This is a genomic window from Duganella sp. CT11-25, from assembly GCF_047302815.1.
Classification (GTDB): domain Bacteria; phylum Pseudomonadota; class Gammaproteobacteria; order Burkholderiales; family Burkholderiaceae_D; genus Rugamonas.
In genome coordinates, this window is record NZ_JBKBFD010000001.1 from 4,310,996 (window position 1) to 4,332,976 (window position 21,981).

The following is a 21,981-nucleotide window of genomic DNA, read 5'->3' on the forward strand; positions in this document are numbered from 1 at the left end:
TCAGCTCAAGCGTATGGCCAGCGCCGCCAGCGTTGCCAGCAGCACCGGCAACGTCAGGCAGATGCCGACGCGGAAGTAGTAGCCCCACGAGATCCGGGTCCCTTTGTTGGCCAGCACGTGCAGCCAGAGCAGCGTGGCCAGGCTGCCGATCGGCGTGATCTTCGGCCCCAGGTCGCTGCCGATGACGTTGGCGTAGACCATCGCTTCGCGCACCACACCGTGCGTCGGCGTCGCGTCGATGGACAGCGCGCCGATCAGCACCGTCGGCAGGTTGTTCATGATCGACGACAGGATCGCCGTCAGGAAGCCGGTGCCCATCGCCGCGCCCCACACGCCGTACTGCGCGCACCAGGCCAGCGCCGATGTCACCCATGCGGTCAGCCCGGCATTGCGCAAGCCGTATACCACCAGATACATCCCCAGCGAGAAGATCACGATCTGCCACGGCGCGTTGCCGATCACCTCGCGCGTGGAAATCCGGTGTCCGCGCGCCGCGACGACCAGCAACAGCAGCGCGCCCACCGCCGACACGGCGCTGATCGGCACGCCCAGCGGCTCGATGAAGAAAAAGCCCACCAGCAGCACGCCCAGCACCCACCAGCCGGTCACGAAGGTCGCGCGGTCATGGATGGCCGATGCCGGATCCTTGATCTGCGCGAGATCGTAGTCGGCAGGGATATCGCGGCGGAAGAACCACATCAGCACGCCGAGCGTGGCGGCCACCGCGGCCAGGTTCACCGGCACCATCACCGCCGCGTAGCGCGCGAAGCTGATGCCGAAGTAATCCGCCGAGACGATGTTGACCAGGTTGGACACCACCAGCGGCAGGCTGGCCGTGTCGGCGATGAAGCCGGCCGCCATCACGAAGGCCAGCGTGGCCTTGGCCGAAAAGCGCAGCTCGCGCAGCATGGCGATGACGATAGGCGTGAGGATCAGCGCCGCGCCGTCGTTGGCGAACAGCGCGGAGACCGCGGCGCCCAGCAGCACCAGCATGACGAACAGGCGCTTGCCGCTGCCACGGCCCCAGCGCGCCACATGCAGCGCGGCCCACTCAAAGAAGCCCGCCTTGTCCAGCAACAGGCTGATGATGATGATCGCGACGAAGGTGCCCGTCGCGTTCCAGACGATGTGCCACACCACCGGAATATCGCCGGCGTGGATCACGCCCGCCAGCAGCGCCACGATGGCGCCGGCCACCGCACTCCAGCCTATGCCCAGGCCGCGCGGCTGCCAGATCACCAGCACCAGCGTGGCCAGGAAAATCAGGAATGCGGTCAGCATCAGGCGCCCAGCGTGCCGATGCGGTCCAGCTCCTGCTTGAACGCGGCCTTGTCGGCGGCCGGCGGCAAGGCCAGGAAGGCTTCGATCCGCGCGCGGATGATCTGGTAAGTCTGCTCGAACGCTACTTCGATTTCCTCGTCGGTGCCGATCACATGGCCCGGATCGTCCACGCCCCAGTGTGCCCGCATCACCGGGCCAAGGTAGGCGGGGCAGGTCTCGCCGGCGGCGCTGCCGCAGACCGTGATCACCACATCCGGCGTCACGGGCAGGTCGTCCCACGATTTGCTGTAGTAGCCCTCGGTGGAAATGCCTTTGCGATGCAGCAGCGCGACCGCGCGCGGATGCAGCTGGCCGGCCGGCTTGCTGCCGGCGCTGATCGCCCGCAGGCCCTCGGGCGCCAGATGGTTGAAGGTGGCTTCGCTCAGCACCGAGCGGCAGGAATTGCCCGTGCACAGAAACAGAATATTCATGTCGGTTTACATCCAGTCGAGGTAGGGCCGCACGGCACGCCGCCGCAGCAGTTTTCAGTTAAAAATCCGATCAAGCCGTTCATGGTGCCGATATCGGCCGAATAGATGACGAAGCGGCCATCCTGCCGCGGCGAGACCAGCCCGGCATGCGTCAGCTCCTTCAAGTGAAACGACAGCGACGACGGCGCGATATCGAGCTGCTCGCCGATCTTGCTGGCGGCCATACCCTCCGGCCCGACCTGCACCAGCAGCCGGAACACGGCCAGGCGGCTTTCCTGCGCCAGCGCCGAGAGCGCGGCCAACGTTTGTTTGGTATCCATGAAAGCATCCTAACGTAAACGATTCGATATTTCAAATAATATCGAATTGAAGCCACAATAAAATAAAGCCCGCATCTCTGCGGGCTTCGTTCCAATGTATTACCAATGCTTTAATCGTATGCCGGGGTCCAGTGCTATCTGCAAAGTGACTCCAGAGTCTCGGGCGCCCATGCTATCTGCGTGGTGCCCCCAACGTGTAAATCGACCATCGTATCCGGAATTACAACTCCAAGCCTTGCGTCAACTGCGGTCCGGTCTTACACATATCGAACCGCGGCGCTCGCCTTGAACGTGGGACTGTTTGCATGCAAACCTCAACCACGAACGTAGTGTAACACAGTTCTTTGTGCGATGCACAAATTATTTTATTTCTGTACCGCCTCCGTGGTCAAGGGCTTCGGCGCGCGGAATTGCTGCTCGCGCCCAGCCCGCTCGAACTCGGAAATCACCTGGGCGCCGAACAGCAGCAGCGTCGCCCCGATTTCCAGGCTGAACATGACCACGATCGCGGTCGTCATCGAGCCGTAGACGACGTTAACCTGCGACAGCGTCGAGAAATACCAGACCAGGATATGCCGCGCGACTTCCCACAGCAGCGCCGCCGTCACGCCGCCGATCAGCGCATGCGACAGCGACAGCCGGCCCACCGGCATCACGAGGTAAATTGAGCTGAGCACCAGCACTTCCCCGGCCAGCCCCAGCAAATACAGCAGCACGCCCGACACCCCGTGCATCGACCAGCTGTAGCCGAACAGCTGCACGCTCTCTTCGCCCAGCACCTGCAGGCTGCCCGCCACCAGCGTGACCACCAGCATGCCGGCGCCCAGCGACAGGATGTAGCAGTAGGGCATGATCGCGGAAATCAGGTAGCGCCGGCGCCGTATCGCCACCCGGTGCTTGAAAATCACGCACATGGCGTTTTCCAGCACGGTGAAGGCCAGCGAACTGAAGAACAGCATGGTGATCACCAGCACGCTGCCGACCAGGTCGCGGTGCTCGAGGAAATGGGCGATCTCGGTGACGATGGGCTGGGATTGCCCGGGCACCAGCCAGTTCAGGTAGCGGCCCAGCGTGGTCAGCAATTCGGCCTGGTCGATGATATGCGACAGCGCGACCACCACCAGCATCAGCAGCGGCACGATGGACAGCAGGGAGTAATACGCAACCGCCCCCGCCAGCAGCAAACCCTGGTTGGCGCGGAAGCCCTTGAGGCATTGCATCACGAAGTCCATGGGATGCGTGGCCACGTAGGCCAGCGCCCGGCGGTTGATTAGTTTCATCGGCCCATTCTACGCCCGATGCCGATTACTTAGTGTGCGACAACGTCCAGATAGCGCCAGTTGGTGAATTCCACCGGATGACGCCGGTAATTCTTCAGCCACGGCTGCTGCAGGTCGGCCGAGATCGGATGCGTCAGCAACACCCACGGCGTGTAGGCATGGATGATCTGCGCCATCTCATCGTACAGCGCGGTGCGCCGCGGCGAATCGGCCATGACGCGGGTTTGCTCGTAGCGCTGGTTATAGGCTGGCAAGTTGAAACGCGCATAGTTGGCGCGGCCGCTGTTCGGACCATACAGCAGCTGATAGAAGTTATCGCCGTCCGGGAAGTCCGCCACCCAGTTGGTTTCAAACATCATCACCGAGCCGAGGCGCGAGGCTTTGATGATCTCGGTCTTCTTGTCGCTCTTGAAGACCACCTTGAGGCCGATGGCGTTCAGGTTCTTGCGCCACAGCTCGTCGCGCAGCCGGCCCACGGTCGACGACTCGCTATGCATCACCAGGGTCAACGGCTTGCCGTCCGGCAGCGTGCGGAAACCATCCGCGCCCTTGCGGTAGCCGTAGCGCTCCAGCAGCGCGTTGGCCAGCGCCGGATCGTAGGCGACCGGGCTGCGGTAGGCGGGATCGTAGCCCAGCACGTTCGGCGGCAGCGGCGTAACGGCCGGCAACGCCAATCCCTTCTTCATCTGGGCGATATCCTCGGCGCTGTTGTAGCCCAGCGCGATGGCGCGCCGCAGCGCCACCTTATCCTTGCCGTAGCCGCCGATCAGCGGATCGTCCATATTCATCCACATATAGTAGGTCTGCAGCACGGGGAAGGGCGACAGCACCATGCCTTTCCTGGCCAGCTCGGGCTTGAGGGTCGGCCTGGCGTCGTCGGTCAGCACCATTTCCTTCATCGATTCCGGCACCTGCTCCAGGAAATCGAACTCGCCGTTCAGGAAGCCCAGCATGCGCGACTGGTATTCCTCCATGATCTTGATGTCGATGCGGTCCAGCAGCGGCAGGCGCTTGCCCTGGAACGCCATCGGTCGGAAATCGCGGTTGGCCAGCAGGCTGATCTGGTCGCTGTGCTTCCACGTGCCCATCTTGAACGGGCCGGTGCCGACCGGATGATTGCCGACCTGGGCGCCGTAAGCCTCCACCACTTCGCGCGCCACCACGCCGGTGGCCGGAATCGCCAGGTAGAACAGGAAATTCGGATCGGCTGCTTTCAGGCGCATGCGCAGCGTGAACTTGTCCACCGCCTGCATATCGGCCACGCCTTCGAACAGATAAGTCCACGGGGATTTCAGCGCCGGGTCATACAGCCGCTTGAAGCTATACACATAGTCCTGCGCCGTCGCCTGCCGCCGCGCGCCCTTGAAGGCCGGGTCGGGCGTGAAATACACGTCCTGGCGCAGGTGGAAGGTGTAGCTGAGGCCGCCGTCTTCCACCGTCGGCATGGCGGTCAGCGTATTGGGCTGCAGTTTGACGGGGCGGGCCAGGTAATCGTAGCGCAGCAGCGGATCGAACAGGTTTTCCAGCAGGCTCAGGCTGGCCACGTCCGAGGCCACCGCCGGATCGAGGCCGGTTTCGCCGGTGCTGAGGAAGGCATGCAGGACTTTCGGCGCGTCCTGGGCAAGCGCCGAAGGCGGCGCGGCGCCGGCCGCGACGACCAGCGCCAGCAGGGCTGTTGCATAACTTTTAAGCATACTGTCCAATCCACATCGCATACGTAAAGCGGCAGCTTATAACTTTTTTGGCTTGCTTACCCGCTATACTTTGCAAATCGCCCACTGCATTCAGGAACTACCAACAATGTCGCTCTCTTACATCTGGTCTGGCTTCTTCCTGATAGGCCTGGTCGCCGCGCTGGCGCAATTCTTCTTTTTGGGCGACACCGAAATCTTCAAGCGCATCATCGACGGCACCTTCGACTCGGCCAAGTCGAGCGTGATGGACATCGCCCTGCCGCTGGCCGGCGTGATGACGCTGTGGCTGGGCATCATGAACATCGGCGAAAAAGCCGGCGCCATCAACATGCTGGCGCGCCTGATCGCGCCGTTCTTCTCGCGCATCTTCCCGGAAGTGCCGAAAAACCACCCGGCCACCGGCCACATGGTGATGAATTTCTCGGCCAACCTGCTGGGCCTGGACAACGCCGCCACGCCGTTCGGCCTGAAGGCGATGGAAAGCCTGCAAACGCTCAATCCCAGCAAGGACGAGCCAAGCAACGCGCAGATCATGTTCCTGGTGCTGCACACCTCCGGCCTGACCTTGATCCCGGTCGCCATCATGGCCCAGCGCTCCATCATGGGCGCGGCCGACCCGGCCGACATCTTCATCCCATGCATGATCGCCACCTACGTCGCCACCGTCACCGGCATCATCGCCGTCTCGATCCGCCAGCGCATCAACCTGTTCAACCGCGTGGTACTGGGCTGGCTGGGCGGCATGACGGCCGCCATCGTCGGCCTGATGTGGTACTTCACCGCATTCCTCAGCAAGGCCGAGATCCAGAATTTCTCCAAGGTATTCAGCAACCTGTTGCTGCTGCTGGTGATCGTCGGCTTCATCGTCGGCGCGCTGGTCAAGAAGGTCAATATCTACGACGCCTTCATCGAGGGCGCCAAGGGCGGCATACAAACGTCGCTGACCGTCATACCCTATCTGGTCGGCATGCTGGTCGGCATCAGCGTGATCCGCAACGCCGGCGTGTTCACCTATGTGGTGGAGGGCTTCACGTGGCTGTTCAGCCACCTTGGCGTCAACACCGACTTCGTGCCGGCGCTGCCGACCGCATTAATGAAACCGCTCAGCGGCAGCGGCGCCAAGGCCATGATGATCGACACCATGGCCACCTACGGCCCGGATTCCTTCGTCGGCCGGCTGGCCTGCGTGTTCAACGGCTCGGCCGACACCACCTTCTACATCGTCGCGCTGTACTTCGGCTCGGTGGGCATCCGCAAGACCCGCTATGCGATCTCCTGCGGCCTGATCGCCGACTTCGCCGGGGTCCTCGCCGCGATCTTCGTCGCCTACATCTTCTTCCATTGAACAGGGTTGCCATGTTTCGTCGCCTGCTTGTTCGTCGCCTGATTATTGCCGCGCTGCTTTCCGCCGGCGCCGTCCATGCCGCCGAATTGCCGGAGCCCGTGGCCCGGCTGATGCAATCCGCGCAGATCCCGCCGGAAGCGGCCGGCATCGTCGTCATGCGCGGTGATACCACGCTGATCTCGCACAACGCGCAGCAAAGCATGCAGCCGGCATCGACCATGAAACTGTTCACCACGCTGACGGCGCTGGAGCAGCTGGGTCCGGTGTTTCGCGGACGCACGGAATTCCGCAGCGGCGCGGAGGTGGTCAACGGCGTGCTGCAGGGCGACCTGATCGTGCGCGGCGGCGCCGATGCGGATTTCAACGAAGATGTGCTGGCGCACATGCTGCAAGCGCTGCGCAACCAGGGCATCCGCAAGATCAAGGGCGACGTGGTGCTAGACCGGCTGCTGTTCCAGCCCGCGCGGCCCGACGCGGGGCAGCCGCCGTTCGACGAGTATCCGTGGGCCTACTACAACGTCATCCCGGACGCGCTGCTGACCAACACCAACCTGCTGAAGCTGGAAATGCGCGCCACCGGCGACAAGCTGTCGCTGGTGATGATGCCGGAGATGGACAAGGTCAGCGTGCGCTCAGACATGAAACTGGTCGATGCCGCCTGCGCCGCGTGGGAGAAGGACTGGCGCACGCCGGACTACACGCGCAAGGGCGACAGGATCGAAGTCGTGCTGCATGGCAGCTTCCCCAAGGACTGCGTCAAATCGACCAGCATCAATGTGCTCGACAGCCACGACTACCTGGCGCGCCTGCTGCAAGCCAACTGGCGCAAGCTGGGCGGCAGCATCGGCGGCGAGGTGCGCGAAGCCGAACCGCCCGCGGCCGAGATCGTGCCCTCGCCGACCAAGCTGCTGGCCGAACACGTCTCGCGCCCGCTGCCGGAAGTGCTGCGCGACACCAACAAGCAATCCGACAACACGCTGGCCCGCACCATCTTCCTCAGCCTCGGCAGCCTGGAAGCCGATCCCATGCTGGGCAGCCGCCCGATCGCCGCCGACGGCAGCCAGGCCAGCACCGCCATGCGCGCCGAAACCACCATCCGCGGCTGGCTGCAACAGCAACGCATCGACGGCAACGGCCTGGTCATCGACAACGGCTCCGGCCTGTCGCGGCTGGAACGCGCCACGCCGGCGCAACTGGCCGGCGTGCTGCAGGCCGGCCTGAAAAGCCTGTGGATGCCGGAGTTCCTCTCCAGCCTGCCGATCGCCGCCACCGACGGCACCATGCGCCGCCGCCTCAAGGAAAGTCCGGCCGCTCAGCGCGCCCGCGTAAAAACTGGTAGCCTGAAAGGCGTGATCGCGGTCGCCGGCTACGTGCAGGACGCCAACAACCAGCCCGTTATCGTGGTCGCGATATTGAACGACGAGCACGTCGCCAACGGCGCCGGCCGCGCCGTGCTGGATGCGTTGATCGACTGGGTCGCACGCTCCGGCAACTAACCGGGAGCAAGCATGAAGCAACGCGCATTAGGCAGTCAGGGATTAATCGTATCGGCCCAGGGCCTCGGCTGCATGGGCATGAGCAACACCTACGGTCCGGCGGACGAGAGCGAAGCGATCGCCACGCTGCATCGCGCCATCGAGCTGGGCATCAACTTCTTCGACACCGCCGAAGTGTACGGCCCGTATCACAACGAGGAACTGCTGGGACGCGCCTTCGCGGGCCGCCGCAGCGACGTGATCATCGCCACCAAGTTCGGCTTCGACCTGCGCGATGGCGCCAGGCTCGGCGTCACCAGCGATCCGGCGCACATCCGCGTCGCCGTCGAAGGCTCGTTGCGCCGGCTCGGCACCGACCACATCGACCTGCTGTACCAGCACCGCATCGACCCGCAAGTGCCGATCGAGGATGTGGTCGGCGTCATGGGCGAACTGGTACGCGAAGGCAAGGTACGCTACCTGGGGCTGTCCGAAGCGGGTGTAGCGAATATCCGCCGCGCCCATGCGGTGCACCCGATCAGCGCCTTGCAGAGCGAATACTCGCTGTGGGAGCGCAACCTGGAAGACGACATCATCCCCGTGCTGCGCGAACTGGGCATCGGCCTGGTGCCGTTCAGCCCGTTGGGCCGGGGCTTCCTGGCCGGCACCGCAAAGCGCGCGGAAGAATATCCGCCGACCGACTTCCGCCACCTGGACCCGCGCATGCAGGGCGCCAACTTCGACGCCAACATGCAGGCCGCGCAAGTGGTGCGCGAAGTCGCCGAGGCACGCGGCCTGGCCGCTGGCCAGGTAGCGCTGGCCTGGGTCATGCAGCAAGGTGAAGACATCGTCCCGATCCCCGGCACGCGCCGCCGGACCAACCTGGAACAGAATGCGGCGGCCGCCGAAGTAACGCTTGGCGCCAGCGAAATCGCCACACTGGAAAGCGCGCTAAAACAAGTCGCCGGCCCCCGCTACAGCAAAGAACGCATGGCAACCGTCGACCGCTAACACGTCGGGGTCAACTCCGGGGTCAGGTCCAAAACCTGGACACGAACTGTACCGTAGCGGTCGCTACGGTACAGTTCGTGTCCAGGTTTTGGACCTGACCCCGGAGTTTAGAGGACGCGGGTGTAGTTTTTGCGGACCAGCAGACGGTCGCCGCAGTCGAAGTGCCACCATTCGCTGTTGATCCCTTGCCAGCCGGCCTGGAACATGGCGTCGCGCAGCCAGCGGCGGTTTTCGATGTGCTGGGCCGTGAGTTCGCCGCGCGCCAGTAGCGCATTCTCCAAGGCGGGATGCGAGCGTTCGGTGAGGTCGTCGAAGCCGGTGCCCATGTCGAGCTCGCGGCCTTGCGCGTCCAGCAGCGTGACGTCCAGCGCCATGCCGAAGGAGTGGATCGAGCCGCGCGCCGGGTCGGCGATGTAGCCCAGCAGGTCGGTGCCTTGCAGCGCTTCCCACAACTGCTCCTGCACGCGCTGCGGACGCAGGGCGTCCAACACCGCCAATGTGTATCCAGGCTTGCGTGCGGCCAGCCAGGCTACCGCCAACGCCAATGCGGCCGCCGCATCCTTGTGCAGCCAGTTGCAATCCAAAGGGGTGTACAAGTCGCGGCCGACGAAGTTGTCCGGCGTCGCGTAGCGCAGGTCGACGGCGATGCCGGCGATGCTGTCCAGGCTACGGAAATCCGGGTGGCCCGGAATGGCTTCGCAGGGTATCGAGGCGGTCATGCGGACGACCTCGCCTCTCAGTGCGCTTCGCTCGGGGCGTCAGGCTGCGGCTGCGCCGGCGCTGCAGGCAGCGGCAGCACAGGCAGCGGACTGGTCAGCACATCGAGGATGGCCGCCGTTTCCGCATCCGGCGTGCCGTCGAACAGCGATTGCCGATACTTGGACTGGAACACCACCATCACGTTGCGCGTGGCCTGGTCCAGCTCGCCATTTTGCGGCACGGCGTAGCCATGCTGCGCCAGCTTGCGCTGGAACCAGGCGATGTCCGGCAACTGCTCCTGGTAACCGGGAATACGCGCGGCGACACGGCTGGCTTCCGGCCACGTGACCAGGCCTTCGTCCGCCAGCCGCTTCCACGGGAACATCGGCCCCGGATCCTGCTTGCGCTGCGGCGCGATGTCGTTGTGCCCGAGGATGTTCTCCGGCTTGATGTTGTAGCGCTTGACGATATCCTTCAACAGCAGCACCAGCTGGTCGATCTGCGCCGGCTTGAACGGATACCAGACGCGGCCCTCAGGCGTATCCTTGAATCCCGGATTGACGATCTCGATACCGATCGACGCCGAGTTGAGCTGGTTGTAAATCTTCCAGCTGCTCAAGCCCGCGTGGTTGGACTGGCGCGATTCATCGACCAGCGTGTAGAAGAACGGCACGTCCGTATCGGTCAGCAAGTAATGCGAGCTGACTTCATCCTGGGTCAGGATCTTGATCGAGCGCGGCAGGTCGGCCACCGTGTAGTGAATGATGATGTACTTGATGCGCTCGCTCTGGCTGCGCGAGACCAGGCTGTGATCCAGACGCGGCGCCGGCGGCGGGACGGTGGCGCAACCGGCCAGCACGGCGGTCATGGCGGACAGGGCGAGGAACGGAGCGATCTTCATAAGCGGTCTCGGCAACAATTCAAGGTGTAGAGTTTAGAGCAATCCGGGCCGCCGCGTGGTGCGCCTGTGTTTCCTTCTGTATCAGGGACAGTTCGCCAGGCAACGCCGCCCGCATGGCCTGCGCGATCAGCGGGTGCAAATTGGCGGCCCGTCCGCCCAGGGCGATCGGACGCGGGCCATAGCGGCCCACCAGCGCCAGCCCGATGCGGGCCAGTTCGCGGCCGGCCTGTTCCAGGATATCCCGCGCGACCGGATCGGCATCCGCGCTGGCGGCGACGGCCAGCGCCAGCCGCCCGATCGCGCCCCGGTCCTGGCCGTAGATGAATTGCCGCGACAAGGCCCAGTCGCTGCCGCCGATCTGCTCGAACACCGCGCGCGCCATCGCCGATTGTTGCCAGACGCCGGGCTGCTCGTCCTCCAGCCGCCAGATGTGGCGCATCGCTTCGCGCGCGATCCAGAAGCCGCCGCCGCCATCGTCCAGCGTGACGCCGCGTCCGCCGGCGCGGTGGAACTCGCCGTCCTCGGAGATCCAGGCCGCGATCGAGCCGGTACCGGCGTACACCAGATAGCCGGCGCCGGGCGCGAAGCTGTCCAGATAGGCGATTTCCACATCGTTGCGCATGATGATGGCGGTCGGCGCGATCTTCAACACCTCCGCCAGCCATTGCCCGGCCTGCGTGCTGACGCCGTCGAACCCGGTCAGCCCCGCGCAGACGCGCACCGGCTGGCCGGCGGCCAGCACCTGCGTCGCCAGCAGCGCGAAGATGCCGCGCACCGCGTCGCGCCCGACGGTATTGCTCATCTGCGTGGCGGACATGCCGGCCACGCTGCCCTCGGCCACGATCTCGCCGGCCGGATTGGCCAGCGCCCAACGGGTTTGCGTGCCGCCGGCATCGATGCCCAGGCCGAGTTCGTTCATGGTCAGCTCCTGTAGACGTGTATGCGTTCACTTTCATTGCCCAGGCGGTCGACCGAGCTGACGACCACCGCCTGCGCCGCGCCGCCCGCCGCATCGTCGGCCAACAGCAATACCGGACGCGATGCGGGCGCGACGGCAAAGCGCCATTCCGATCCGTAGCGCGACCAGATCGCATAATGCGCCACCGGCTTGCCGGCGCCGGCGGCCAGCTTCAGCGACACGCCATTGCTTTCGCGACGCGCGGACGCGCCCGGCACCGCCGGCAATTCCGATCCCAGCCACGGACTGGCCGGGGCCAGCGCCGCCGTCTGGTAAGTCTGCGACTTCAACTGGTCGGCGATGCCCTTGCGGTTCTCCATCAGCGCCGCGATGCTGAAGTGCAGATGGCCGCGCACGCCGCTGCGGCTGCGGGTGACGCCGATCTGCTTGACGATCTCTTCCGGCGCAAAGGTCTTGGCGGTGTTGTCGATGCGGCTGGTGTACAGGCCCGGCCATACGTGGCGCGCGCGGGTGTTCTGCGCCAGCCAGTAGTCGAGCAGCACGTCGAACGCCTGCGGCGCCTGCGCCACCGGCCAGTACAGCTGCGGCGCGAGATAGTCGAGCCAGCCGTTGGCCAGCCACAGTTCCGCGTCCGCGTACAGCTTGTCGTACTGGCTGAAGCCGACGATGCCGGCCGGGCGCTTGTCCGGACGGCCGATGCCGAACGGGCTGATGCCGAAGCGCACCCAGCTCTTTTCCTTGCGGATGCCGAGATACATCGCCTCGATCAGCGAATTGACGTTCTGGCGGCGCCAGTGCGGGCGGTCCAGCGTGCCGCCGCCCAGCAGGTAACGCTGCCATGACGGCTGGTCCGGGAACTCCAGCTCCTGCTTGCCGCCGACGCCGCCATCCAGCGCCACGCCTTCAGGGCCGGCCGCGTTGGGCGTGTCGATCGGGTAGGGATAGAAATAGTCGTCGATGTGGACGCCGTCGATATCGTAGCGGCGCACCACGTCCAGGATCACATCCAGCGTGCGCTGCGACGCGGCGGCCTCGCCCGGATCCATCCACAGGTAGCGGCCGTAGGACTTGACCACTTCCGGTTCGGTATTGGCGATATGGTTGCGCGCCAGCGGCGACTTGGCCGTCGCGTGGCGGGCGCGGTAGGGGTTGAACCAGGCATGCAGTTCCAGCCCGCGCGCATGCGCCTGCTCGACCCAGAACTGCAGCGGATCCCAGGCCGGCGACGGCGCGCGGCCCTGCTGGCCGGTCAGGAATTCCGACCATGGCTCCAGCTCGGACGGATACATCGCATCGGCGCTCGGGCGCACCTGCAGCACGATGGCGTTCAGGTTCAGCGACTTGGAACGGTCGAGGATGGCGAGCGCTTCGGCCTGCTGCTTGGCCACGCTCAGATTGCTGCGGCTGGGCCAATCGATGTTGGCGACCGTGGATACCCAGGCCGCGCGGAACTCGCGCGGCGCCGGCGGCGGCATGTTCGGGTCGGCGGCAACCGGCGCCGATGGCATGGCGCCACCGGGGGCGGGCGGGCGCGGCGCCGGGCCCGCGTCCGGCGCAGGCGCTACCGGCGTGCTTGAGCAACCTTCCAGCAGCGCCGCCAGGCCGGCCGCCACACCAGCGGACAAGGTCAGCCGCTTCTTCGCATTGAATTTACCAAAAACCACCAAAACCACTCCCAAATTCAGTTGAGCACCGTATTGTAATGCGGCGGCCGCCTATTTCCTGCCGAATTCAACGGGTATCCGCACCAGCGCGGTCATGGCAAACGCCGGCAGGGTGGAAATACAGGCCCAAATGAAGAAATTCTGATACCCCAGGTGCTGCTGTATCCAGCCGCTGACCATGCCCGGCAGCATCATGCCGAGGGCCATGAAGCCGGTGCAGATGGCGTAGTGGGCGGTCTTGTGCTCGCCGTCGGCCACCAGGATCATGTACAGCATGAAGGCGGAGAAGCCGAAACCGTAGCCGAACTGCTCGACCGCCAGGCAGGCCGAGATCAGCACGGTATTGGTCGGCAGCGCGCTGGCCAGGTAGACAAACACCAGGTCCGGCACGTGCATGATGAACACCATCGGCCACAGGCTGCGCTTGAGACCGAAGCGCGAGATCACCACGCCGCCAGCCAGCCCGCCCAGCACCAGCGCACACACGCCGATGGTGCCGTAGACCAGGCCGAACTCCGACGTCGTCAGCCCCAATCCGCCCTGCGCGCGCGGATCGAGCAGGAAGGGCGCCGCCATTTTCAGCAGCTGCGCCTCGCCGAGGCGGTACAGCAGCAGGAAGCCGAGCGTGGCCTTGATGCCTGGTTTCTGGAAAAAACTGCGGAAGGTGGACACAAAGTCGTCCCACAGCGCGCCGCCGGCGGCAACGCGGTGGTCCGAATCCGGGCGCGGCAGGATGAACTGGTGATACGCGCACAGCAGCAGGAACAGCACCGACATCAGGCCGAACACCACCGACCAGGCAAACGCCGGATCGCCGCTGGACAACATCAGCTGGCCGGCCAGGTACACCAGCCCGCCTTGCCCGGCGATCATCGCCAGCTTGTAGAAAGCGCTGCGCACGCCGACGAAGGCGGCTTGCTGGTGCTGCGTGGGCAAGCCCAGCATGTAGTAGCCGTCGGACGCGATGTCATGGGTGGCCGAGCTGAACGCCATCAGCCACAGCACGGCCAGGCTCATGGCGAAGAACTGCGGCAGATGCAAGGTCAGCGCCACCGTCGCCAGCGAGGCGCCGGTCAGCAGCTGCAGCAGCACGATCCAGCGCCGCTTGGTGCCGAACAGTTCGACGATGGGCGACCACAGCGGCTTGATCACCCACGGCAGGTACAGCCACGCCGTATAAAACGCCAGATCGGTATTGGAAATGCCGAGATTCTTGTACATCACCGTCGACAACATCATCACCGCTACATACGGCACGGCCTGGCTAAATGAAATACTCGGCACCCAGGCCCAGGGATTGCGTGCTTGTTCCATAATTCCTTTAATTCAATACAACGCCCGCAGATAAAAGCAAAACGACATCAGCGACTGGCGCAGCGGGTCCGTCAGCGCGATCGAGGTGTTGATGCACATGCCTTTCGACACCACCACCAGCTGCGGCGAATCGGGCGCATCCTGGGCTTCCAGCAACGGCCAGTGCAGATGGATCTGCGACTGGATCACATCGGCCGGTGTGTCGGGCGGCAACGGCAGCCAGAAACTATACCCGCCCGCCACCTGGCCCAGCTTAACAGTCTTGCCCAGCGTTAGCTGCAACAGCGCGATATATTCATCGCTGCGGCTCTTCAGTTCCTTGCGGATCTTGCGCAGGTGCGGCACATGGCTGCCCTCGGCCAGAAACTCGGCCAGCAACAGCTGCGACAGCTCGCTGACGCTGCTGGCCGACGCGCTTTTCAAGTACTCGATCCGCTCGCGCCAGCGGCCGGCGGCCATCCAGCCGACACGCAAGCCCGGCGCCAGCGTTTTCGAACAGGAATTGACGTACACGACCTTGCCTTGGAGATCGAACGACTTCAGCGTCAGCGGCCGCGCGCCCTCGTGCTGCAGGTCGCCATAGACGTCGTCTTCGATAATCGTCACGTCGTGCTTCTCCGTCAGCCGCAGCAGGTTGCGCTTGACGATCAGCGGCATCAGCGCGCTGGCCGGGAAATGGTAGTTGGCCACCAGCAGGAATACCTTGGGCGCGTGCTCGCCTTCCAGCGCCGCCTGCACCTCGGGCAGAAAACCGGGGTCGTCGACCTTGCTGGTGATGGTGACCGGCACCAGCGACAAGGTTTCGAGCAGGCGGCCGAACAGCACGCCGACCGGCGCCTGCACCAGCACCCGCGCGCCGGCCTCGGTGGTCGCGCGCAGCGCCAGCAACAGGGCTTCGGTCGCGCCTTGCGTGACGATCAGCTCGTCCTCCTTCAGGAAACAGCCGTTCTCGGCGCTGCGCCGGGCCAGCTCGGCGCGCAGCAGCGGGTGGCCGAAGCCGTGCGCGTAGCGGGTGGTCAAGAAGGGATGGCGCCGTATCACCCGCGCCAGCAGACTTTGCCAGCGCTGCTCGGGAAACAGGTCTTGCGCCGGACCCCAGTTGCGCGCGGACAGCAGCGCCTCCGCGGCGGGCACGACGGCGTCCTGCAGCGGCTCGTCCTGCGCGACGGCCTTGACGAAATAACCGGATTTGTCGCGCGGCTCGACCAGCCCCTGCCGCTCCAGCGTATGCAGGGCGTTGGTCACGGTGGCCAGGCTCAACTGATGCTGCTGCATCAATTCGCGCACGGACGGCAGGCGTGCGTTCTGGGCCAGCTTGCCGCTGCCGATCGCCTCCGCCAGTTCATCGGCCAATACCTGATATTTGGTTCTTGCCACGCGTTGACTCCAACTTGCGGCGCCACGCGCCGCGTTGACCCAGGTGCACTTTTGCCCCAAGGTTATAACATGCCAGGCAGACCGCCCGTACATTACCGGTTATACTTCGCTGTTGCTTTATTGTCCACCACGAGCTTGTCCATGACTAAACCGTCCTCCGCCGCCACCTCACGCGCACCCAGCAAGGCCCAGGTCAAGGCCGCCGAGCTGTGGCTGCTGGACATAGGAGAGGAACAGGCCGGGATGGTCAAAGCCGGCTGGCAGGCCGCGGTCGATGCGCCGGGTGACTTCGGCAGCGATTTCTACCGCGCTTTGTTTACCGTCGCGCCGGGCGTGATCGGCTTGTTCTCCGGCGACATGACCGAACAGCAGGGCCGGCTGACCCACACGCTGGCGGAAACCGTGGAGCTGGTGGACCAGCCCGCCACACTGCTGCTGTTGCTGCGCGCTTCCGGCGTGCGCCACCATCACTACGAGGTCAAGCACGCGTATTTCAGCGTCATGCGCGACACCCTGATCAACACCATCGCCAGCCGCGCCGGCGCCCTGTTCGATGCCCCGCATCGCCAGGCCTGGGAAGCCATGTTCGACAACATGGCCGTCATCATGCAGGATGGCATGGCCAGCGCCGCCAAATAATTGCTCAGTTTCCCCACGCGGGGAGATTGGCGCCGGCCCGAAAGTTGGTCACGCTTGGACCGGGCATCGGCGGTGGCGTCGGCGTGGCCGAGACGGCGACCGAACCGCCCACCGAGGCCCGGCCCCGGTTCAGCAAAATCCTGGCGGAACCCTTGGTCGGATGCACCAGGGTCAGCATCCAATAGCCCGCCTGCTGGGTCAGCATGATGGTCAGGTCGGCCTCGTCCCTGCCGCGCGCCTGCACCACGCTGAGGAAGCATTCCAGTTCCCCTGTGCCGGCCGTGCCCAGCTCCAGGCGATGCGCGCCGTTGGCGCGCTGCTCATCCACCACCTCATAGGACGGCATGGTCGGCACCAGCGTGCTCACGCGTACAGCGTCGTTGCCGTTGATGCTCACATAGCTGTTGCTGCCGCTCGACATCGGCGCGCCGCGCGTATGCATCAGGGCGATCTTATGGGCCAGCGTCGACTCCATGCGGTCGAAAATGACCGTGGTTTCCAGCGCGCGCAGGAAGATGACTTCGCGCTCGGCGTGCGACACCTGGTCGGCGGCCTGGTAGCTATTGGTCAGATTGGTCACGCTCCAGGTATAGGCCGGCGTGCTTTCCAGGCGCAGGCAATCCAGCAGCGCCGCCAGATCCTGCTCATCGTGATCGGCCACAGTCGACTTCACATATTCATAGACGGGCGCATTGTAGAAATTAATACTGCCGCGCGCATATTTTGCGGCGGCCGTGCCGCTCCAGGCTTTAGCCGGGTTTTCCATGGCATTCCCCTCAGGCTTTGAGCACGGCGCAAGCATCGCCGTTGGCGCGGTCCAACAGCAACTGGGCCTGTTCGATCGTCTGCTGCTTGAGCAGCACGACCAGCGCCAGCTTGACCTGGAACTGGCATTGCTCCAGCACGGACTGTGCGGTAGCGGCGTCGACGCGGGTGGCGCCAAAGATAAAGCTCGGGGTGTACTTGGTTTTCATCGGGACTCCAATCGTCGTGTCAATACAGCGATTGTGAGCTCGGCAGCGTTTTGGAAATAGATACAGACGCCGGGGTTCGGAATAGATACAAGCCAAAAAGGCGGAAGGCGGCTACCATAGGCCCACCTCTAAAATCCGGGGTCAGGTCTGGAATCTGGACACGGCCTCGTCCATTAACGCCTTCCCGATATGCAATCCATGAACGTCTGGCCATATACAGAAGCGGACTTCCCATCGGTGCTTGCCGTGTATGCGGACGCCAAACCAGCCGAGCTGCAGTTCGAACCGCAGCCCCCGCGGATCGTAGCGCTCGACAACGACCCGGTCATTCTTGCCGCCTTGAGCGTACTGGTCTACGATGACGGCGCGGTGCGGGGCTTTGCCGCGACCTTCGGCGGCCAGGTTCGCGCAGTGTTCGTACACGCGGACGCCAGGGGTCAAGGCGTCGGCACGGCGCTGATGGGCGCCATCTTCAAGGATGCGCGGGGTCCGTTGTCCCTGAACGTGGTCAGCTCCAACCTGCAGGCGAGAACGTTCTATGAGCGCCTGGGCTTTGCCGCCGGCGCCGAATCGCTGCGCAACTACAACGATATCGACGTTCGATACACGCAAATGGTCAGAACGGATCAGCTCGTGTCCGGATTCCAGACCTGACCCCGGATTACCGCAGGGCGGTGCGGACGTCGCCGTCGGCCGCATCCAGCAGCGCTTGCGCCTGCTCGACCGTCTGTTGCTTCAGCAGCGCGACGATGGCGGTCTTGACCTGGAACTGGCATTGCTCCAGCACGCCGCGCGCGGTGTGCGCGTCGGCGCCGGTGGCGTGCATGGTCAGGCTGATCGCGCGCTCGATCAGCTTGGCGTTGGTGGCCTGCATGTCCACCATCAGGTTGCCGTAGACTTTATGCAGCCGTACCATCAGCGCGCTGGACAGGGTGTTGAGGACGATTTTCTGTGCCGTGCCCGCCTTCAGCCGGGTACTGCCGGAAATCACTTCCGGCCCGGTATCGATGACGATGGCGATATCGGCGCCGGCGGCCAGCGGCGTGCCGGCGTTGTTGGTGATGCCGACGGTCAGCGCGCCCACCATGTGCGCGGCCTGCAAGGCGCCCAGCACATAGGGCGTGGTGCCGGACGCGGCGATCAGCAGCACCACGTCGTTATAGCTGGGATAGAGCAGGCGCAGGTCGGAGGCACCCTTGTGGCGGTCATCCTCGGCGCCCTCGACCGCTTCGAACATCGCGCCCAGGCCGCCGGCCAGCAGGGCGACGGCGCGCTCATGCGGCCAGGAGAAAGTCGGGAACAGCTCCACGCTGTCGAGGATGCCGAGCCGGCCCGAAGTGCCGGCGCCGACATAGATCAGGCGCCCGCCGGCGGCGATGCGCGGCGTCATCGCCTCGACGGCGGCGGCGATGCTGGCTGCGGCCGCCTGCACGGCCCCGACCGCCAGCGCCTGGTCGTCGACCAGCGCATCGACCAATGCTTCAACCGAATACTGATCCAGTTGCGCGTGCTGCGGACTCGGGGATTCGGTTTTGAGCATAGGGCGATCGTCTAGGTGGCGCGACGCATCTCCGCGACGAAGTCATAGTGGTCACTATGGCAATAGGAATGGGTCAGCTCCATCGCCTCGCCCGATTCCAGATAGGCAATACGGGTGATGTACAGCACCGCCTGCCCCTCGGGCACGCCCAGCTGCTTGGCCAGCTCGGCCGACGCATTCATCGCGCGGATGTGCTGCAAGGCGCGCGCCGGCGACTGGCCGATGCTGTCCAGGTACTGGTACAGCGAATTGCCGACCGCGTTGGGATCGTTGAGCACCGTCTGCGGCAGCACGCTGACCTCGTAGGCCATGACCACGTCGTCGGCCAGGCGCAGGCGCTCCAGCCGCGCCACCTTGGAATACGGCGACAGGCCCAGGCTCAGCTGCTCTTCCGGGGTCGGCGTGACGATGGCGCGCTTGAGCCAGCGCGAACCGGGAATGTGGCCGCGCTGCTGCAATTGTTCGGAAAAACTGGTGAGGTTGGACAGCGGCTGTTCAATGCGCGGCGCAATATAATTACCCGATCCGCGGCGGCGCACCACCAATCCCTGGTCCACCAATTGGTCGATTGCCTTGCGCGCGGTGACCCGCGACACGTTCAACAGCTCCGACAAAGCCCGCTCGGACGGCAGCGCCTGATCCACCTGATAACGGCCATTATGTACATCGTCGCTCAATTTACGAGCAATTTGCATGTACAGCGGCGAACTGTCGTTGGCGTCCGCCTTGAATTCAAAACTGGTCTGGCTCATTCAATTCTCCTCACGCCTCTAGTGTAATAGCGATATGGAAAACGGTGTACGTATCGCGACGCGTGGAATAACAATATTTATACATCCAGCATAACGCCAAGCCCGGCGGAATGCGCATATTTGGCGGATAATGCGGGATTGCACCACCAGCCAGACCGCCTTATCCATGTCCAAGAAGTCCACCGCGCCTGCCGCCTGCCCTTGCGGCGGCCCCTCCCTCGCCACCTGCTGCGGCCCGTATATCGATGGCGACGCCATCCCGCAAACGGCCGAAGCACTGATGCGTTCGCGCTATACCGCCTATGGCCTGCGCAACGAGCCCTACCTGCTGGCGACCTGGCACGGCAGCACCCGGCCGAGCGAGCCCATCATGAGCAACGAGGAAAAATTGCAGTGGCTGGGACTTGAGGTAAAATCTGCTTTACGTTTACGTCAACGTAAAGCAGAGGAGACCGACCTCAACCAGGATACGGTGGAGTTTGTCGCCCGGTTCAAGATCAATGGCCGGGCGCAGCGTCTGCACGAAATTAGTAATTTTGCACGAGAGCAGGCCGAGGGAGGCCCGCGCTGGTTTTACGTTGACGGTAGTTTTCCAGAATAAACATGAGACTTCGGTGTCAGTGCCGACATTCGGACACGAGCTCAGCTGCAGAGCAGCTGAGCTCGTGTCCGAATGTCGGCACTGACACCGCTAAAAAAGGAAAAGCAATGCCGCAGATCGAAAGCAAACTCAATCCCCGCAGCGAGGATTTCAAGGCCAACGTCGCCGCCATGCAGGCCGTCGTCGACGATTTGCGCGACAAGGTCGCCAAAATCGCCCTCGGCGGCGGCGAGGCGGCATCGGCCAAGCACGTCGCGCGCGGCAAGCTGCTGCCGCGCGACCGCGTGCAGATGCTGCTCGATCCCGGTACGCCTTTCCTCGAACTGTCGCAGATGGCGGCCTACGGCATGTACGACGACGCCGCGCCGGCGGCCGGCATCATCACCGGCATCGGCCGCGTGGCCGGCCAGGAGTGCGTGATCGTCTGTAACGACGCTACCGTCAAGGGCGGCACCTACTATCCGATGACGGTCAAGAAGCACCTGCGCGCGCAGGAGATCGCCGACCAGAACAACCTGCCGTGCATCTACCTGGTCGATTCCGGCGGCGCCAACCTACCGAACCAGGACGACGTCTTCCCGGACCGCGACCACTTCGGCCGCATCTTCTACAACCAGGCCAACCTGTCGGCCAAGGGCATCCCGCAGATCGCCGTGGTGATGGGTTCCTGCACCGCCGGCGGCGCCTACGTGCCGGCGATGAGCGACGAATCCATCATCGTCAAGGAACAGGGCACCATCTTCCTCGGCGGCCCGCCGCTGGTGAAGGCCGCCACCGGCGAGGTGGTGACGGCGGAAGACCTGGGCGGCGGCGATGTCCACACGCGCCTGTCCGGCGTGGCCGACCACCTGGCGCAGAACGACCTGCACGCGCTGTCGCTGGCGCGCACCATCGTCTCGAACCTGAACCGCACCAAGCCGCAGCAGGGCGCCTTGCGCGAGTCCGCGGAGCCGAAATACGCCACCGGGGAACTGTACGGCGTGATCCCGGTCGACACCCGCAAGCCGTTCGACGTGCGCGAGGTCATCGCCCGCATCGTCGACGGCAGCGAGTTCGATGAATTCAAGGCGCGCTACGGCACCACGCTGATCTGCGGCTTCGCCCATATCTTCGGCATGAAGGTCGGCATCATCGCCAACAACGGCATCCTGTTCTCCGAGTCCGCGCTGAAAGGCGCGCATTTCATCGAACTGTGCGCGCAGCGCAAGATCCCGCTGGTGTTCCTGCAAAATATCACCGGCTTCATGGTCGGCCGCAAGTACGAAAACGAAGGCATCGCGCGCAACGGCGCCAAGATGGTGACGGCTGTCGCCACCGCCGCCGTGCCCAAGTTCACCGTCATCATCGGCGGCAGCTTCGGCGCCGGCAACTACGGCATGTGCGGCCGCGCGTTCTCGCCGCGCTTCATGTGGATGTGGCCTAACGCCCGCATCTCCGTCATGGGCGGCGACCAGGCGGCCAGCGTGCTGGCCACCGTCAAGCGCGACGGCATCGAAGGCAAGGGCGGCTCGTGGTCGGCGGACGAGGAGGCCGCGTTCAAGCAGCCGATCAAGGACCAGTACGAGCATCAGGGCCACCCGTACTACGCCACCGCGCGCCTGTGGGACGACGGCGTCATCGATCCGGCCGACACGCGCATGGTGCTGGGCCTCGGCCTGTCCGCCGCGCTGAACGCGGAAATCGAAGACACCAGGTTCGGCGTCTTCAGGATGTAAGCGGGATGAC

22 protein-coding genes are annotated in these 21,981 nt (G+C 64.5%); 7 read left to right on the forward strand and 15 right to left on the reverse strand.

The features are described from left to right. The 5 genes from ACEN9F_RS18325 to ACEN9F_RS18345 form a co-directional block, all read right to left on the reverse strand. Entirely contained in the window at positions 1–1,281 is a 1,281-nt protein-coding gene (locus ACEN9F_RS18325) for an arsenic transporter (protein WP_413421998.1), read from the reverse strand. Then, positions 1,281–1,751: an arsenate reductase ArsC gene (locus ACEN9F_RS18330; protein ID WP_413422000.1), complete on the reverse strand. Its 471-nt coding sequence runs from the start codon at positions 1,749–1,751 to the stop codon at positions 1,281–1,283. The genes ACEN9F_RS18325 and ACEN9F_RS18330 overlap by 1 nt, the downstream gene beginning before the upstream one ends. After that, positions 1,748–2,071 (reverse strand): ArsR/SmtB family transcription factor, encoded by a 324-nt coding sequence (locus ACEN9F_RS18335; RefSeq protein ID WP_413422002.1) that lies wholly within the window; start codon positions 2,069–2,071, stop codon positions 1,748–1,750. The genes ACEN9F_RS18330 and ACEN9F_RS18335 overlap by 4 nt, the downstream gene beginning before the upstream one ends. Positions 2,072–2,436: 365 nt before the next feature. Beyond that, positions 2,437–3,351, reverse strand: a complete 915-nt coding sequence (locus tag ACEN9F_RS18340; protein WP_413422004.1) for a YihY/virulence factor BrkB family protein — start codon at positions 3,349–3,351, stop codon at positions 2,437–2,439. Positions 3,352–3,380: 29 nt separating this feature from the next. Next, positions 3,381–5,045: an ABC transporter substrate-binding protein gene (locus tag ACEN9F_RS18345; RefSeq protein ID WP_413422006.1), complete on the reverse strand. Its 1,665-nt coding sequence runs from the start codon at positions 5,043–5,045 to the stop codon at positions 3,381–3,383. Positions 5,046–5,151: 106 nt separating this feature from the next. Between ACEN9F_RS18345 and ACEN9F_RS18350 the strand changes: the two genes are divergently transcribed. The 3 genes from ACEN9F_RS18350 to ACEN9F_RS18360 are packed head-to-tail and all read left to right on the forward strand — an operon-like array spanning position 5,152 to position 8,876. Beyond that, positions 5,152–6,390: a nucleoside recognition domain-containing protein gene (locus ACEN9F_RS18350; RefSeq protein WP_413422008.1), complete on the forward strand. Its 1,239-nt coding sequence runs from the start codon at positions 5,152–5,154 to the stop codon at positions 6,388–6,390. An 11-nt stretch (positions 6,391–6,401) separates the two neighbouring features. After that, complete coding sequence (dacB, locus tag ACEN9F_RS18355) at positions 6,402–7,886, forward strand: D-alanyl-D-alanine carboxypeptidase/D-alanyl-D-alanine-endopeptidase (protein WP_413422010.1); 1,485 nt, start codon at positions 6,402–6,404, stop codon at positions 7,884–7,886. A 12-nt stretch (positions 7,887–7,898) separates the two neighbouring features. Beyond that, on the forward strand, positions 7,899–8,876 hold the full coding sequence (locus ACEN9F_RS18360; protein ID WP_413422011.1) for an aldo/keto reductase: 978 nt from the start codon (positions 7,899–7,901) through the stop codon (positions 8,874–8,876). A gap of 107 nt (positions 8,877–8,983) precedes the next feature. Here ACEN9F_RS18360 and ACEN9F_RS18365 read toward each other — a convergent pair whose 3' ends face one another. Genes ACEN9F_RS18365 through ACEN9F_RS18390 form a run of 6 tightly spaced genes read right to left on the reverse strand, consistent with a single transcriptional unit; the run spans position 8,984 to position 15,750 of the window. Next, positions 8,984–9,595 (reverse strand): M15 family metallopeptidase, encoded by a 612-nt coding sequence (locus tag ACEN9F_RS18365; RefSeq protein WP_413422013.1) that lies wholly within the window; start codon positions 9,593–9,595, stop codon positions 8,984–8,986. Positions 9,596–9,612: 17 nt separating this feature from the next. Beyond that, positions 9,613–10,476: an N-acetylmuramoyl-L-alanine amidase gene (locus ACEN9F_RS18370; RefSeq protein ID WP_413422015.1), complete on the reverse strand. Its 864-nt coding sequence runs from the start codon at positions 10,474–10,476 to the stop codon at positions 9,613–9,615. 19 nt (positions 10,477–10,495) lie between these two features. After that, positions 10,496–11,395 carry an N-acetylglucosamine kinase gene (locus ACEN9F_RS18375; RefSeq protein WP_413422017.1) on the reverse strand — a complete coding sequence of 300 codons (900 nt, stop codon included), beginning with the start codon at positions 11,393–11,395 and terminating at the stop codon, positions 10,496–10,498. A 2-nt stretch (positions 11,396–11,397) separates the two neighbouring features. Continuing rightward, positions 11,398–13,068 carry a glycoside hydrolase family 10 protein gene (locus tag ACEN9F_RS18380; protein WP_413422019.1) on the reverse strand — a complete coding sequence of 557 codons (1,671 nt, stop codon included), beginning with the start codon at positions 13,066–13,068 and terminating at the stop codon, positions 11,398–11,400. Between the two features lie 42 nt (positions 13,069–13,110). Next, the gene (locus tag ACEN9F_RS18385; protein ID WP_413422020.1) at positions 13,111–14,373 is read right to left on the reverse strand and encodes an MFS transporter; all 1,263 of its coding nucleotides are present in this window, start codon (positions 14,371–14,373) and stop codon (positions 13,111–13,113) included. A gap of 12 nt (positions 14,374–14,385) precedes the next feature. Next, complete coding sequence (locus tag ACEN9F_RS18390; RefSeq protein WP_413422022.1) at positions 14,386–15,750, reverse strand: PLP-dependent aminotransferase family protein; 1,365 nt, start codon at positions 15,748–15,750, stop codon at positions 14,386–14,388. A 141-nt stretch (positions 15,751–15,891) separates the two neighbouring features. Here ACEN9F_RS18390 and ACEN9F_RS18395 point away from each other — a divergent pair, with 141 nt between their 5' ends. Beyond that, positions 15,892–16,389 carry a globin domain-containing protein gene (locus ACEN9F_RS18395; protein ID WP_413422024.1) on the forward strand — a complete coding sequence of 166 codons (498 nt, stop codon included), beginning with the start codon at positions 15,892–15,894 and terminating at the stop codon, positions 16,387–16,389. 4 nt (positions 16,390–16,393) lie between these two features. Here the strand turns inward: ACEN9F_RS18395 and ACEN9F_RS18400 are convergent, their stop codons facing one another. Further along, positions 16,394–17,155, reverse strand: coding sequence for a hypothetical protein (locus ACEN9F_RS18400; RefSeq protein ID WP_413422025.1), 762 nt, complete (start codon positions 17,153–17,155; stop codon positions 16,394–16,396). 10 nt (positions 17,156–17,165) lie between these two features. Beyond that, on the reverse strand, positions 17,166–17,363 hold the full coding sequence (locus ACEN9F_RS18405; RefSeq protein WP_413422027.1) for a hypothetical protein: 198 nt from the start codon (positions 17,361–17,363) through the stop codon (positions 17,166–17,168). A 189-nt stretch (positions 17,364–17,552) separates the two neighbouring features. Here ACEN9F_RS18405 and ACEN9F_RS18410 point away from each other — a divergent pair, with 189 nt between their 5' ends. After that, positions 17,553–18,017: an N-acetyltransferase family protein gene (locus ACEN9F_RS18410; protein ID WP_413422029.1), complete on the forward strand. Its 465-nt coding sequence runs from the start codon at positions 17,553–17,555 to the stop codon at positions 18,015–18,017. A gap of 7 nt (positions 18,018–18,024) precedes the next feature. Here ACEN9F_RS18410 and murQ read toward each other — a convergent pair whose 3' ends face one another. Together murQ and ACEN9F_RS18420 are read right to left on the reverse strand one after the other, a co-directional pair. Beyond that, on the reverse strand, positions 18,025–18,903 hold the full coding sequence (gene murQ, locus ACEN9F_RS18415; RefSeq protein WP_413422030.1) for an N-acetylmuramic acid 6-phosphate etherase: 879 nt from the start codon (positions 18,901–18,903) through the stop codon (positions 18,025–18,027). 11 nt (positions 18,904–18,914) lie between these two features. Next, positions 18,915–19,655 (reverse strand): GntR family transcriptional regulator, encoded by a 741-nt coding sequence (locus ACEN9F_RS18420; protein ID WP_166098432.1) that lies wholly within the window; start codon positions 19,653–19,655, stop codon positions 18,915–18,917. 166 nt (positions 19,656–19,821) lie between these two features. Between ACEN9F_RS18420 and ACEN9F_RS18425 the strand changes: the two genes are divergently transcribed. Then, positions 19,822–20,256: a YchJ family protein gene (locus ACEN9F_RS18425; RefSeq protein ID WP_413422033.1), complete on the forward strand. Its 435-nt coding sequence runs from the start codon at positions 19,822–19,824 to the stop codon at positions 20,254–20,256. Between the two features lie 107 nt (positions 20,257–20,363). Beyond that, positions 20,364–21,971 (forward strand): carboxyl transferase domain-containing protein, encoded by a 1,608-nt coding sequence (locus tag ACEN9F_RS18430; protein ID WP_413422034.1) that lies wholly within the window; start codon positions 20,364–20,366, stop codon positions 21,969–21,971. The last annotated feature ends 10 nt before the right edge of the window (positions 21,972–21,981 follow it).